The sequence below is a fragment of the Streptomyces cupreus genome, from assembly GCF_014257025.1.
Classification (GTDB): Bacteria; Actinomycetota; Actinomycetes; order Streptomycetales; family Streptomycetaceae; genus Streptomyces; species Streptomyces cupreus.
Genome location: NZ_JACMSF010000012.1, coordinates 102,969 through 116,055, shown reverse-complemented (window position 1 = coordinate 116,055; position 13,087 = coordinate 102,969). Strand labels below are relative to the sequence as shown.

Sequence of the window (13,087 nt, the reverse complement as noted above, 5' to 3'; positions counted from 1 at the left end):
ACGGCGTTCGCCTCCTGTGACCCGGTCGACGTTCACTCTTCCGCCCATGGAGACCCCTGTGCGCTCAAGAGCTCTGGCCACCGAGGCCGTGCACGCCGGCCGCGACGACCTCGCGGGACTGGGCCTGCACGCCCCGCCGATCGACCTGTCCACGACTTACCCCTCCTACGACAGCCGCGCCGAAGCCGCCCGGATCGACGCCTTCGCCGAGACCGGCGCCGACCCGGACGGACCGCCCGTCTACGGACGCCTCGGCAATCCCACCGTCGCCCGCTTCGAGACCGCGCTGGCCCGCCTTGAGGGCACCGAGTCGGCGGTGGCGTTCGCCAGTGGCATGGCCGCGCTGAGCGCGGTGCTGCTGGTACGGGCCTCGATGGGCCTGCGCCATGTCGTCGCCGTCCGCCCCCTGTACGGCTGCAGCGACCACCTGCTGACCGCCGGGCTGCTCGGCTCGGAGGTGACCTGGACCGATCCGGCCGGCCTCGCGGACGCGCTGCGCCCCGACACCGGTCTGGTGATGGTGGAGTCCCCGGCCAACCCGACCCTCGCCGAGGTCGACCTGCGCGCCGTCGCCCACGCCTGTGGCTCGGTCCCGCTGCTCGCGGACAACACCTTCGCCACCCCGGTGCTCCAGCGCCCCGCCGAGCAGGGGGCGCGTCTGGTGCTGCACAGCGCGACCAAGTACCTCGGCGGCCACGGCGACGTGATGGCGGGCGTGGTGGCCTGCGACGAGGAGTTGGCCGGACGCCTACGGCAGATACGGTTCGCCACCGGCGGAGTCCTGCACCCGCTCGCCGGCTACCTCCTGCTGCGCGGTCTGTCCACGCTCCCGGTGCGGGTCCGCGCGGCCTCCGCGACCGCCGCCGAACTGGCCCACCGCCTGGCCGCCGACCCGCGTGTGACCCGGGTCCACTACCCGGGCATCGGCGGAGCGATGGTCGCCTTCGAGGTGGCCGGAGACCCCCACGAGGTCATCGCCGCGGTCCGCCTGATCACCCCGGCGGTCAGCCTCGGCAGCGTGGACACCCTCATCCAGCACCCGGCCTCCATCAGCCACCGCATCGTGAACGCGGACGACCGCAGGGACGCCGGGGTGAGCGACCGGTTGCTGAGGATGTCGGTGGGCCTGGAGGACGTGGAAGATCTGTGGGCGGATCTGGACAGCGCCCTGGGCGGGAACCCCGGCAGGGGCGCGGGGCTGCCTCGATCTGCGGCTCCGCCGCGGGGCGCGACCGGCCACAACGAACCCGCTGTGGCCGGCCGGCATTAGCTCCTACGGCGTGTCGCCTCTTCCAGGCCCACTGGCACCTGGGAGGCGAGCCTGGCAGTGATGACCAGCGTGCCTTCCTCGATCTGATAGTCGAGAGGAAGCCCAAGCCCCCGCATCGCGGCCACCATCCCGGTGTTGGACGACTGAGTCACCGCGTACACACTCTCGCACCCGGCCTCAACAGCCATCCCCACCAACCTGCGGAGCAACTCCGCGCCGATCCCGCGTCGCTGCCACGCGTCCTCGACGATCAGCGCGACCTCGGTCTCGTCACCGTCCCACAGGAGGTGACCGAGTCCGACGATCCGCCCCGACGCCGTCTGCACGGCAAGCGTCCGCCCGAACCGCGGGCTGAGGAGGTGGTTCAGGTACCGGTCCGCGTCACCGACCGGCCCGTGGTACCGCATGCTCAACGTCCGCGCCGAGCACCGCTCGTGCATGGCCTTCGCGGCCTCGACATCACCCCTGTCCGCCCGGCGCACGGTGATGTCGCTGCCTTCCGGCAGTCTCAGTTCGACCTGGCTGTGCGGCACGCGCGGACCGAGCCTGGCGTCCAGCTCCACCAGGGCCCGCGCTCGCGCGAACTCGGTGGGCGTGAACGGCAGATACGGCCGCTCCACGGTGATCACTCCGCCTTCCGGTGCCCGCAGCCGCATCACGGTGTCCTCCAGGACGCCCTCCACGGGAACGCCCTCCGGCGCCCGTCCGCCGATCGGCGCGGCGGGCAGCTGGCGGATCGTGCAGCGGCCCAGCAACTGCCGGAGCGCGAGCGGCAGTTCCGCCGCGTCCAGGGCGGTCCGGGTGGCGAGGCCCAGCACCCGGGTCGGCGCGTCCACCAGGTCATGGGCGTCGGCGCGCTCGATCCAGGTGCTCGCGCCGCCCGCCCGGGAAACGGCCCGGGTGATCTCGGCGACCGCCAACTCGCCCGGAGCGCGCAGCAGGAACTCGTCCACCGTGCCGTCGCCCAGCGGATGGGTCTGCAGGCTCAGGATGTCGACCCGCCGCTCGGCGAGGGCCGTGCACAGCGCGGCCAGGGATCCCGGCTCGTCCTTCACGGTCGTCCGCATCCGCCACAGTGTGCTCTCGCCGGGGGTGACCTCGGCCGGCTGCGACTGCGGCGAAGGGTCCGACGGCCCGGCCTGCCGCTCAGCGACGGGCCGGGCACCGGTATCGTCGGTCGGCGGTGCGTGGCCGTGGCGGCGTGACCACCATGTGTGGAACGCGGCCGTGGCGATCAGCACGACCGCCGACACCAGCAGCAGCTCCGGTCCGTCCGGGCCGTGCCCGACCAGATTGGCCACGGCGTCCGCCACCGCGACCGCCGTGAAGAGCGCGGCGAGTTCGATGACGTCCCGCCGCCAGTGGTGGACGGGACGGCCGTGCTTCGCACGCGTCACATCAGACATGTCTCGACTCATGCAGCCACTGTGAAGGAACGGTGTTGCGTGATCACGAACGCTTTGTGACCGGGCGGTAAAGATCGCTTCTGCACCTTTTGTCGCTTCTTTTGCGGTTGTGTTGCCGACGCCGGGCGACTCGTGTCCTGCCTGGTCGCCGCCGGTGTCCACGCCGGGGTGTGGACGTACGGCGTACGGGACTACGTCAGGCGGCCACCTCCAGCACCAGCGTGCTGCGGAGCCGACGGGCCTGGGACACCAGCCGGGAGGAGCCACGCCGGTCGGCCGTCTGCGCCAGGTGCGGCACATCGCCCCGCGCACCGGACCGCTCGGCGCAGTCCGCGGCCACGGCCAGCAGATCCGGCAGCCCGCGTGGCGGGGCAGGCGGCCGTTCGCCGGTGAGGCCGGCGAGCAGGGCGGGCAGGGTGTGCCGGAGTATCCCCCAAATGGTGGCGTTCGCCCCGGTGGCCGCCGCCGTCCGCACGGACTCCACCAGCCGCGCCGGCTTGACCGTCCCGCTGCCCATCAGCTCCCCGAGGTCGGCGCCCAGCCGCTCGGCGTCGAGCTGTCCACGCGCGGCCAGCACCAGCAGGGCGTCCACGGCGGCGAGCCGGTCCTCCTCGTGCCGCGCGCCGAGCGCGTACGCGAGGCCCAGGTGCAGGGCAGGACCCGCGGCACCGTCCGACTCGGCGAGCCGGGGAAGGATCTCGGCGGCTCCCCGGGTGTCGTCCACGGCCAGCGAAGAGAAGTCCCGCAGCAGCCGGACCGCCACCAGTTCGCGCTGCTCGGGCAGCAGGGCCGTCCAGTGCGGCCGCAGGTCGGCGTCCCAGTGGTAGCAGCGCCAGTGTTCGCGGTAGACGGACACGGGCCTGCCCAGGGGGCGGAAGTCCGGCGGGAAGTCCCGCTGCAGCTCTTCGAGTTCGCCGAACTCCAGCAGGACTCGGGGGCCCGCGGTGCGCAGTGTCACGGGTGGCAGGGCCGGTCCCTCGGCGGTGAGCCACTGTGCGAGCCGGGTGCCCTCGGGTGTGCCCAGCGCCGCCGCGCGCTCCGCGGCCGCCTCGGCCCCCGCACGGTCCTGGCGCCGGACCCGGAGCAGCGCCTGCGCGAAGTCGGTGGGCGTCGCCCGGACGCCCAGTTCGCGGTAGGCGTCGAGTCGGGCCACCAGCTCGTCCGGTTCGAGGATGCCGGTGCTCCAGGTGGGTGTGGAGAGGAGGAAGGGCGGGGGATCGGCGTGGATACGGTGGGCGATCTCCCATATGCGGGCGTTGAAGGCCTGGCCCAGGGGACTGTGGATGCAGCCTGCCACGGACAGCGGGTCCCGCAGCGGCGTACGGAACCCGCCACCCGGTGTCTTTCTCAGCAGCGCCGCGAGGATGAGCTCCAGATGGCGGTGGCCGAAGAAGTCGCTCGGATGGACGGTGGCGGCGGTGAACCAGTGCAGTCGGCTCGCCACCGGTTCGAGGGCTTCCCGCAGGGCGCCCGGATCCTGGTGGGCGTGGCGCACCAGGCCGTCGAGGGTGCGCTCGAAGGCGGCCACGTCATCGGCGGCTCCGGCCAGCAACGCCCCTACTTCTTCGGCGAGTTCGGTTGCCGACTCCGGAGCGGGCGAGAGGCGAAGCGGCACCGGCACCGCTGGCAGCGCCTCTTCGTACGCCTCCGCCGACGCCGGGACCAGGCCTACGCCCAGGGCCTTGGCCACCCGCGCACGCAGGACGGGGCTCAGCTGTTCGGCGCCGGCGGCGAGCACGTCACGCACTCCCGGGTCGCCGATCCTCGGCGCGTGCCGCTCCACCAGCTTGACCGCACGCTCCTGCACTTCGGAGTCCATGTGCCCGAGGGCCTGTGCCAGGGCGGGGAGCAACTCGTCGACGCCGCCCGCGTCCTTGGCGAGGACCTTGCCGAGCAGCACGAGCTGGGCCCGCAGCAGCTTCTTCTCGGTGCGGAACAGCACCGACTCCGACATCTCCGCCAGCCGCCGGGGCGGGAGTTCGCCGTCCAGGGCAAGTCCGGCCAGTACCGACTGGGCGTGCGCGGCGACCGGTGAGGCGGCGTCCGCGGCGAGCGCCGTCCAGTCGGCCACCCGCTCCCGCTCCTCCGCACGGGTCGGGGCCAGCGCCCGCAACAGCTGGAGGAACACCCGGACATCGGACGCCCGGCCGCCCCGCAGCAGGCGGGCCGCGCACCCGTCCAGCATCGACTTCCGGTCCAGGGCGCCTTCCTCGGTGAGGCGGGCGAGGGAGGCGGGCCAGCTGTTGCGCCCCTCGCCGGCCACCCATCCGAACACCGAGCCGATGTCGTCGATCTCGAACAGCGCGGCCACGAGCTCCGCCAGATGCGGCTCCTGACGGAGTCGGTCGACGACGGAGCTCGAGCGCGCCCAGGTGCTGCCGATGTGCATCAGCCAGCCCTGGACGTACGCGGTGGTGGTGGGCACCGGGCAGGCGGACAGCCGTACCAGGCCCGTCATCAGATCGAAGGGCACGCGCGCGCTGACCGGACGCTGGGCGAGCCGATGCGTGACATCGGCGATCCAGGCGAGGTCCCGGTCGGCGAGGGTGTCGATCAGCCGGGCCGGTGACGCGGGCGCCCAGATGAAGTCGGTGGCCGCCAGCCAGTTCGCCACGGCCGCCGCACCGGTCTGGCAGGCCGCGCCGGCCAGATGCAGGGCGGGCAGGACCTGACGCCCCCGCTCGCTCCAGCGGTCCGGGCGCAGCTCCTTGCGCAGTGCCTTCAGCTCGGGGAAGCAGGCCCGCCTTTCGGCATCCGTCATCCCGTCCAGCAGGCTCGTCACCTCGGCGATCCGCCCCGCCCGTACCGCGTCCATCAGCGAACTCATCGCACACCCCCGTCGACTCGTGCCTTTTCCGTCCCCTGCTCCGCCGCGGCGCCGCGCCGCACCATCCGTACCGCCAGGGCGTGCTTGCAGGGTCCGCGCCCGCCCCGGTACTTCGCCCACCACAGGCATGTGCAGGTGAGCACGCCCGCCTCGTCCCGCACCCGGTGCACATGGCCGTCCTCCGCGGTCACCGTGCCGAGGGCGCCGTCCAGGGCGACCGCGCCCGCCGCCACCAGCGCCTGGGCGGAGCGCAGTCTGGGGTTGTGCCGCTCCACGCGCGCGGAGTCGTAGGGCAGCTCCCGGTGGAAGTAGGCCGCCTCCGCGGTGTCGTAGCCGACCCGGCCCGAGGTGCCGAGGCGGACCAGAGCCGCGCGCACGCGCTCGGGGGTGAGGCCCGAGGCGGCGGCGAGGTCGGTGACGTCGATGCGCGGCTCCCAGGCGAGGAGCACCGAGATCAGCTCCGCGTCCCCGGCGGCCTCGTCGGTGGCGAGCGCGTCGAGGACGCCGCCCTCGCCGGAGAAGCCACGGGAGGCGTCGGGCGACAGGGTGAGGGTGAGCCGCATGCCCGGCAGCACCATTTCCCAGGCACTGGCGGTCGCCGCCGAGCCCGCCCCGACCGGGGGGCCGTAGATCCGCAGGGTCGTGGCGTGCCGGAGCACCCGCTGGAGCGCGATGAGGCGCTCCGGGCCGGGCAGACAGACCGCGCCGGGCACCGCGCGGGTGGTCGGGCGCAGTGCGCGGCCCGCCGGGACCAGCCAGCGCGGACCTCCCACGGCGCCGCGGGCTCCGGCCTTCGGCAGCGCGCGCAGGAACCGCACCGCCTCGGCGGCGGGCAGTTCGGCGCGCAGGTCGAAGCCGGCGGCGATCACCTGGGACTCCGCGAAACCGCGCAGCCAGCGGTCGGGGAGCGGGACCTTCTTCTCGACGACCGGGCCGTCGAGCGTGGTCACCGTCAGGTCGTCGGGTCCGACCCGCATGTGCAGCGGATCGTCCGTGCCGATCCTCGAAAGGGCCTCGCGCAGCGGGTTGTTGACGTCCACGTTCGTCGTGCCGTGGCCCACCTCGTCGCCGTCCAGGCCCGCCGTGAGCACGTCCAGACGGGCATACACCCCGCCGCAGCCGGAGAACGACTCGAAGCGCAGCCGGTCGCCGTTGCCGGTCACCACCGGGTCCAGCGAGGCGCGCAACTGCCGCTGGTAGTACCGCGCGGCCGCCACGTCGGCCACCGCCAGCAGCCCGGCGGAGGCGGCCTGAGGTGCCGTCAGGAACCCGGCGAAGAAACGGGGATGGTCGGTGGTGCCGGTGGGCGTCGCACCCCGTGAGGTCTCAAGCCCCAGGCGTCGGCCGTCCGCGGTGGAGTCCAGCACGGAGGGTCGGCGATAGGCCACTGCCTGCAGTGATCGCGTCATGGAAAAACCGTAGACGCGACCACTGACAATCGGCTCCGACCTGCGAAAACGCGCTCAACGAGGCCGAGTTGAAGGTGCCGCGCGCCGGGGGATGACGCCGGTGCGCGACACCCTTGAAGACTACGCCGGTTACTGGCCGACCCGCCCCGGCTGGAGCACCTGCGTGAACAGCACGGTGCTGTCCTGATCGCGCAGCCGTACCGTCAGCTCGCCGCTGTCGCCGTCGATGTCGACCTCGCCGAAGAACTGGTAGCCCTGGGCGGGGGAGACGTTGGCGACGGTCGGGGCCTTCAGGAACACCCGCTCCGGGCCGAAGGTGTTGTCGAGCGCGTTGGCCGGGAAGCCGCCCGCGTTGAGCGGACCCGAGACGAACTCCCAGAACGGCTCGAAGTCGGTGAACGCGGCCCGCGAGGGCTGGTAGTGCTGGGCCGAGGTGTAGTGGACGTCGGCGGTCAGCCACACCGTGCCGGTGATCCGCAGGTGCTTGATGAACCGCAGCAGTTCGGCGATCTGGAGCTCACGGCCGAGCGGGGCCCCCGGGTCGCCCTGCGCGACCGCCTCGATGTGCGGCTTGCCGTCGCCGGTGTCCGGCACGACCAGGCCGATCGGCATGTCGGAGGCGATGACCTTCCACACCGCCCGGGAGCGGGCCAGCTCGCGCTTGAGCCACTCCAGCTGCTCCCGGCCGAGGATGCCCACCGGGTCGGTGGTCTGGTTGTCCGGCGAGTTGGCATTGCGGTAGGTGCGCATGTCCAGCACGAACACGTCCAGCAGCGGGCCGTAGTGCTGGGCCCGGTAGACGCGGCCGTCGGGGCGGCGCAGCGTGGAGATCGGGTAGTACTCCGAGAACGCCTGCCGGGCACGGGCGGCGAGCACGTCGACGTTCTTCTCGGTGTACCGGGCGTCGCCGAGGATCTCGCCCGGGTACCAGTTGTTGGTGACCTCATGGTCGTCCCACTGGACGATGGAGGGGACCTGGGCGTTGAACGCGCGCAGGTTCTCGTCGAGCAGGTTGTAGCGGAAGTTGCCGCGGAACTCCGCCAGCGTCTCGGCGACCTTCGACTTCTCCTCGGTGGTGATGTTCCGCCAGGTCCGGCCGTCGGGCAGGGTCACGGCCGAGGTGATCGGGCCGTCGGCGTAGATGTTGTCACCGCTGCAGATGAAGAAGTCCGGGTCGAGGGCGGCCATCGTGTCGTAGATGCGGTAGCCGCCGAGGTCCGGGTTGATGCCCCAGCCCTGCCCGGCGAGATCGCCGGACCAGAGGAAGCGGACGCCGCTGCGCCGCTTGACCGACGCGGTGCGGAAGGTGCCGGTCACCGGCTCGCCGGTGCGGCGCGGGTCGTCCGGGTCGGCGAGCAGGACGCGGTAGTGGATCTGCTCGCCGGAGGGGAGCCCGCGCAGCTGGGTCGTACCGGTGAAGTCGGTGTCCGCGCCGAGCAGCGGTCCGTGCCATCTGCGCGGGTTGCGGAACGACTCGGTGGCGGACGTCTCGACGATCATCCGGGCGGGCCGGTCGGAGCGGACCCAGACCAGGCCCGAGTCCGTCGTCACATCGCCCGTCTGCACGCCCCAGCCCGCTTCGGGCCGCCCGGACAGGGCGAACGCGGGCGCCGCGCCGAGCGCGGTGGGCAGGGTCAGGGCCGCGGAGGCGGCGAGCGAGCCGCGCAGAACACTGCGGCGGCCGGGGAACGGACGGTGTGACATGGGTGGGCCTCCAGGACGGGATCCGGCCAGTGTGCAGTGCCACAACTACTGGTGCGCCGCAGCGCACACGGAAACCACAAGTGAACAACTGACCGACGGGACAAGGGGGCCGATGACCGGTTCACACCGCCTCGGCCATGGCCCGCACGCCCTCCCGGATCCGGGCCGGTGACAGATGCGCGTACCCCAGGACCAGCCGTACGTCGTCGTGCTCCGCACGCGCGTGCGTGCAGTCCGCGAGCAGGCGCACCGCCACTCCGGCCGCGGCCATGCGCGCCAGGAAGTCCTCCTCGGGCCCGAACCGTTTCGGCAGTACGGCGATCACATGGAGCCCGGCGGCGATGCCCGACACCCGGGAGCCCGGGAAGTGCTCCTCCAGCGCGGCGACCAGGGCGTCGCGCCGCTCCCGGTAGGCGCGCTGGCAGCGGCGCAACTGCCGGTCGTAGTCACCGCGCTCCACGAACCGGGCGAACAGTGCCTGGTCGAGCGTGGGATGGCCGAGATCCATCGTCCGTTTGCGCTCGACGACCTCGTCGGCCAGCCCCTCCGGGACCAGCAGCCACCCCAGCCGCAGTCCCGGCGCGAGCGACTTGCTGACCGAGCCCGCGTAGGCGACGCGCTCCGGGTCCAGGCCCTGGAGCGCGCCCACGGGAGCGCGGTCGTAGCGGAAGTCGCCGTCGTAGTCGTCCTCCAGGACGAATCCGTCCACGGACCGTGCCCAGTCCAGGAGTTCGGCGCGGCGCCGCGCGGAGTACGCGATCCCGGTCGGGTACTGGTGGGCGGGGGTCGTCACGACGGCCCGTACGCCCGAGGTCCGCAGTGGGTCGAGGGCGAGCCCCTCGTCGTCCAGGGGCAACGGCACGGTGGTGACGCCCGCGGCGGCGTAGAGCGCGTTGTGCTGGGGACTGCCCGGGTCCTCGACGCCGACCGTGCGCATCCCGCGCGCGTGCAGCGCGAAACCGAGCAGCGTCGTCGCCTGCGCCACTCCGGAGACGACCACGAGCCGCTCCGGGTCCGCGACCACGCCCCGGCGCCGGGCCAGCAGTTCGGCCAGCGCCGTACGGAGCCGGGGCAGCCCGCGCGGATCGGGATACCCGAGGTCCTGGTGCGGCAGCTCGGCCAGTACGCCCCGCTGTGCCGCGGCCCAGGCGGCGCGCGGGAACAGCGACAGGTCGGGCGTCCCGGGCACGAAGTCGGCCCGGGCGCCCGGGGAGCGCGGCGCGAGGTCACGCGCGCGTGGCGGTGCCGACCGTACGGCACCGCCCACCCAGGTCCCCGCCCCTCGGCCACTGCGCAGATAGCCCTCCGCCGTGAGCTGCTCGTACGCCTCGGTGATCAGCCCGCGCGACACACCGAGGTCGGCGGCGAGGTCCCGACTCGACGGCAGCCGCGTCCCCGGCGCGAGCCGCCCGGACCGCACCGCCTCCCGCAACGCCGCCTGCAACGCCCGCCCACGCGCGCGTGCCGGCGCGGAGGCGGCCGGCAGCAACAGTTCCCACGCGGCCGAGCCACCGTCCGCGCCCTCGTGCCCATCCGGATTGGTCTGTGACACCGTCATGAAAGTGGACCTTAATCCGGACCGCCTCGCTTCCTAGCGTCGGTGCCATGAACGCCACCACCACGCGCGGGGCCCTGCTCGCCGCGCTCGCCTGTGTCCTCGTCGGAGGGTCCTTCACCGCCAACAGCGTCCTCGGCGACTATCCGTACGCGGGCGGCCAGTTCCTGCGCTACGGCCTGGCCTGTCTGCTGCTCGTGCCGCTCGCGGGCCGGGGCTCCGCGGCCAGGCTGCGAGCGCTCACCGCCCGTCAATGGGTGCGCCTGTCACTGCTCGCGGCCGTCGGCATGGTCGGCTTCAACCTGGCCGTCATCGCCGCCGAACGCACGGCGGAACCGGCCGTCCCCGGCGTACTGGTGGGCTGCGCGCCCGTGGTCGTGGCCGTCGTCGTCCCGCTCCTGGACGGGCGCTGTCCGCAACGGGTCGTGCTGTACGGGGCCACACTTGTCGCCGTCGGCGCACTGACCGTCCAGGGCTGGGGCCGAACGGACGGCGCGGGCATCGCCTTCTCGGTGTGCGCGCTGGTCGGCGAGGTCGGGTTCGCCGTCCTCGCCGTGCCCGTGCTGCGCCCGCTGGGCCCGCGGCTGCTGTCCGCCACGGTGTGCGGTGTCGCCGCCGTCGAGTCCGCGGTGGCCGGACTGCTCGCCGACGGCACCGGGTGGCTGCGGCGGCCGGACGCCACGGAGACGGCGGCGCTGCTGTGGCAGGCGGTGATCGTCACCGTGATCGGCTTCGTGTGCTGGTACATGGGCATGCAGCGGATCGGCGCGGAGCGCGCGACGCTGTTCTCCGGCCTCATCCCGGTCGCCGCGGCCTGCACCGCGCCGCTGGTCGGCACGGGCTCCTACGGCGCCGCACAGGCCGCGGGCAGCGCCCTGGTCGGCGCCGGAGTCGCCCTGGGCTCCGGCGCGTTGGCCCGGCGTGGGTCAGCGGCTGCCGTCGAGGACGACGCGCGCGACGAGCGCGGGGTCGTCGTTCATCGGGACGTGGCCGCAGCCGGGCAGCCGGATCAACCGGGCCCGGGGGATGATCTGCTTGGCACGGACCCCCTGGCGGCGGATCAGCACCCGGTCCTTGCTGCCCCAGGCCACGGTGACCGGGAGACCGGGGAGGTCGTCGGTGAACTGGACCGTGTTCCCGGCCCGGAGGGTCTCGGCAAAGCCCGTGGCGTGCGCGAGGGCCAGCGTCTCGGCGACCACGGCCTCGGGTGAACGGCGGCCGGGCCGGGCGTAGATGGTGCTCGTCAGGGCGGTGCGCCCGGCCGCCGAGAGGGACAGTCGCCGCACCAGCGGCAGCGGCATGCTCTGGGCGATCCGCCGCATCGACAGCAACAGGGTGAAGGCGTAACGGCGTTCGGCCTGCGTCCAGAACCCGGCGGGGGACAGCGCGGTGACGGACCGTACGAGCTTCTCCCGGCCGAGCTCCAGGGCGAGCAGGCCGCCCAGCGAGTTGCCCGCCACATGCGGTCGCTCGATCTCCAGTGCCTCGCACAGGGCGCCGAGCGTGGCGGTCATCGTGGGCAGGTCGTGCGGGAGCCCTTCGGGCAGCGCCGGGGACGCGCCGAACCCGGGCAGATCGACGGCGATCACGTCACGCTCGGTCGCGAGGATGTCCAGCACCGGGTCCCAGGCCTGCCGGTGGTGACCTATGCCGTGCAGCAGGAGCAGCGGTTCACCGCGACCCACGCGCGCGTAGGAGAGGGTCACGGACCGCGGGCCCCCTGGGGAGGGGACCTCGAAGGAGACGGTGGCGGACATGGGTGCTCCTCGTCTGGGACTCGTCGGACGCCGTAGACAGCTTGTCAGCAATTGCTACCGGCGGGTAGACCCCAGATGTGCACTCGAACGGAGGCCGAGACTCGGCGCGATTCGAGCGCTGTTCTTTGCGTCTGCGATGCCTCGCCTGGACACGACCTGACAGGTCGGTTGGGATGGTGCCGTGAGCACCGACACCGTGACCGACGTCTTCGAAGAGCATCGCCCCGTCCTCCTGGAAGTCGCGTACCGCATGCTCGGACGCGTCGCCGACGCGGAGGACGTGGTCCAGGAGGCCTGGCTGCGCTGGACGGGCGCGGACCGCGGCGAGGTGCGCGACCCGCGCGGTTTCCTGGTGCGCGTCACGACCCGCCTGGCCATCGACCGGCTGCGCCAGGTCAAGGCGCGCAACGAGGCGTACGTCGGGCCCTGGCTGCCGGAGCCGTACGTCACCGATTTCGGCGACACCGTTCCGGACACCGCCGAACGGGCCGTGCTCGCCGACACCGTCTCCCTCGCCGTCCTCGTCGTCCTGGAGTCGCTGTCGCTGCTGGAGCGGGCGGTGTTCGTGCTCAGGGAGGCCTTCGGCTACCCCTACGCGGACATCGCCTCGATGCTCGACCGGGGCGAGCCCGCGGTACGCCAACTGGCGGGACGGGCGCGCCGGCACGTCGACGAGCGGCGGCCCCGCTACGACGTCGACCCCGTCGAGCGCCGCGACCTGACCGAACGTTTCCTTGCCGCCGCGTCCGAGGGTGACCTGGAGGGACTCATGTCGCTGCTCGCCCCGGACGTGCGCCTCGTCGGCGACAGCGGCGGCAAGTCCCGGGCCCCCTTGCGGGTCGTGGAGAGTGCGGAGAAGGTGGGCCGCTTCCTCGTCGCCGCCGCGGACAAGGGCGTACCCGAAGCCTCGTTCCGCTTCCTGGAGGTCAACGGCGGCCCCGCCCTGCTCGCCCTGGCCGACGGCAGGCCCGACAGTGTCTTCCAGTTGGAGATCCTGGACGGCCACATCCAGTCGATCTACGTCATCCGCAACCCCGACAAGCTGCGGTCCTTGGACCTCGACTAGGCGCCGTCCTCAAGCCTCCTACGCAGTGCGCACAAGGGATCGAGGATTGGTATTGACCAAGGGTGGGGGCCGCCCTATGGTCGCAGAGAAGTG

General features: G+C 73.0%; 8 protein-coding genes and 1 pseudogene. 3 read left to right on the top strand and 6 right to left on the bottom strand.

Annotation, left to right across the window (positions count from 1 at the left end; genetic code table 11):
- The first annotated feature begins 46 nt into the window (after window positions 1-46).
- Complete coding sequence (locus tag H4N64_RS13975) at window positions 47-1,270, top strand: trans-sulfuration enzyme family protein (protein ID WP_186282606.1); 1,224 nt, start codon at window positions 47-49, stop codon at window positions 1,268-1,270.
- On the opposite strand, the gene H4N64_RS13970 is transcribed toward H4N64_RS13975, so the two are convergent.
- From H4N64_RS13970 to pdxR, 5 genes are all read right to left on the bottom strand, one after another.
- Window positions 1,267-2,676 (bottom strand): GNAT family N-acetyltransferase, encoded by a 1,410-nt coding sequence (locus H4N64_RS13970; RefSeq protein ID WP_260859719.1) that lies wholly within the window; start codon window positions 2,674-2,676, stop codon window positions 1,267-1,269. The two genes, H4N64_RS13975 and H4N64_RS13970, sit on opposite strands and share 4 nt — an antisense overlap.
- Window positions 2,677-2,872: 196 nt before the next feature.
- The gene (locus tag H4N64_RS13965; protein ID WP_186282604.1) at window positions 2,873-5,503 is read right to left on the bottom strand and encodes a DUF7824 domain-containing protein; all 2,631 of its coding nucleotides are present in this window, start codon (window positions 5,501-5,503) and stop codon (window positions 2,873-2,875) included.
- Window positions 5,500-6,912, bottom strand: coding sequence for an SWIM zinc finger family protein (locus H4N64_RS13960; RefSeq protein ID WP_186282603.1), 1,413 nt, complete (start codon window positions 6,910-6,912; stop codon window positions 5,500-5,502). The genes H4N64_RS13965 and H4N64_RS13960 overlap by 4 nt, the downstream gene beginning before the upstream one ends.
- A 129-nt stretch (window positions 6,913-7,041) precedes the next feature.
- Complete coding sequence (locus tag H4N64_RS13955) at window positions 7,042-8,616, bottom strand: alkaline phosphatase D family protein (protein ID WP_186282602.1); 1,575 nt, start codon at window positions 8,614-8,616, stop codon at window positions 7,042-7,044.
- A gap of 121 nt (window positions 8,617-8,737) precedes the next feature.
- Window positions 8,738-10,174 carry a MocR-like pyridoxine biosynthesis transcription factor PdxR gene (gene pdxR / locus H4N64_RS13950; RefSeq protein ID WP_186282601.1) on the bottom strand — a complete coding sequence of 479 codons (1,437 nt, stop codon included), beginning with the start codon at window positions 10,172-10,174 and terminating at the stop codon, window positions 8,738-8,740.
- Between the two features lie 47 nt (window positions 10,175-10,221).
- Here pdxR and H4N64_RS13945 point away from each other — a divergent pair.
- Window positions 10,222-11,010, top strand: a pseudogene (locus tag H4N64_RS13945) (DMT family transporter); the annotation flags it as partial.
- An 87-nt stretch (window positions 11,011-11,097) separates the two neighbouring features.
- Here the strand turns inward: H4N64_RS13945 and H4N64_RS13940 are convergent.
- Window positions 11,098-11,928 carry an alpha/beta fold hydrolase gene (locus H4N64_RS13940; RefSeq protein ID WP_186282600.1) on the bottom strand — a complete coding sequence of 277 codons (831 nt, stop codon included), beginning with the start codon at window positions 11,926-11,928 and terminating at the stop codon, window positions 11,098-11,100.
- Window positions 11,929-12,109: 181 nt separating this feature from the next.
- Here H4N64_RS13940 and H4N64_RS13935 point away from each other — a divergent pair, with 181 nt between their 5' ends.
- Window positions 12,110-12,994 (top strand): RNA polymerase sigma-70 factor, encoded by an 885-nt coding sequence (locus tag H4N64_RS13935; protein ID WP_186282599.1) that lies wholly within the window; start codon window positions 12,110-12,112, stop codon window positions 12,992-12,994.
- The last annotated feature ends 93 nt before the right edge of the window (window positions 12,995-13,087 follow it).

What these genes read in the sequence shown, in the direction of transcription:
- H4N64_RS13975 (WP_186282606.1), top strand. Translation starts at nt 47, where the DNA reads ATGGAGACCCCTGTGCGCTCAAGAGCTCTGGCCACCGAGGCCGTGCAC.
- H4N64_RS13970 (WP_260859719.1), bottom strand. Translation starts at nt 2,676, where the DNA reads ATGTCTGATGTGACGCGTGCGAAGCACGGCCGTCCCGTCCACCACTGG.
- H4N64_RS13965 (WP_186282604.1), bottom strand. Translation starts at nt 5,503, where the DNA reads ATGAGTTCGCTGATGGACGCGGTACGGGCGGGGCGGATCGCCGAGGTG.
- H4N64_RS13960 (WP_186282603.1), bottom strand. Translation starts at nt 6,912, where the DNA reads ATGACGCGATCACTGCAGGCAGTGGCCTATCGCCGACCCTCCGTGCTG.
- H4N64_RS13955 (WP_186282602.1), bottom strand. Translation starts at nt 8,616, where the DNA reads ATGTCACACCGTCCGTTCCCCGGCCGCCGCAGTGTTCTGCGCGGCTCG.
- pdxR (WP_186282601.1), bottom strand. Translation starts at nt 10,174, where the DNA reads ATGACGGTGTCACAGACCAATCCGGATGGGCACGAGGGCGCGGACGGT.
- H4N64_RS13940 (WP_186282600.1), bottom strand. Translation starts at nt 11,928, where the DNA reads ATGTCCGCCACCGTCTCCTTCGAGGTCCCCTCCCCAGGGGGCCCGCGG.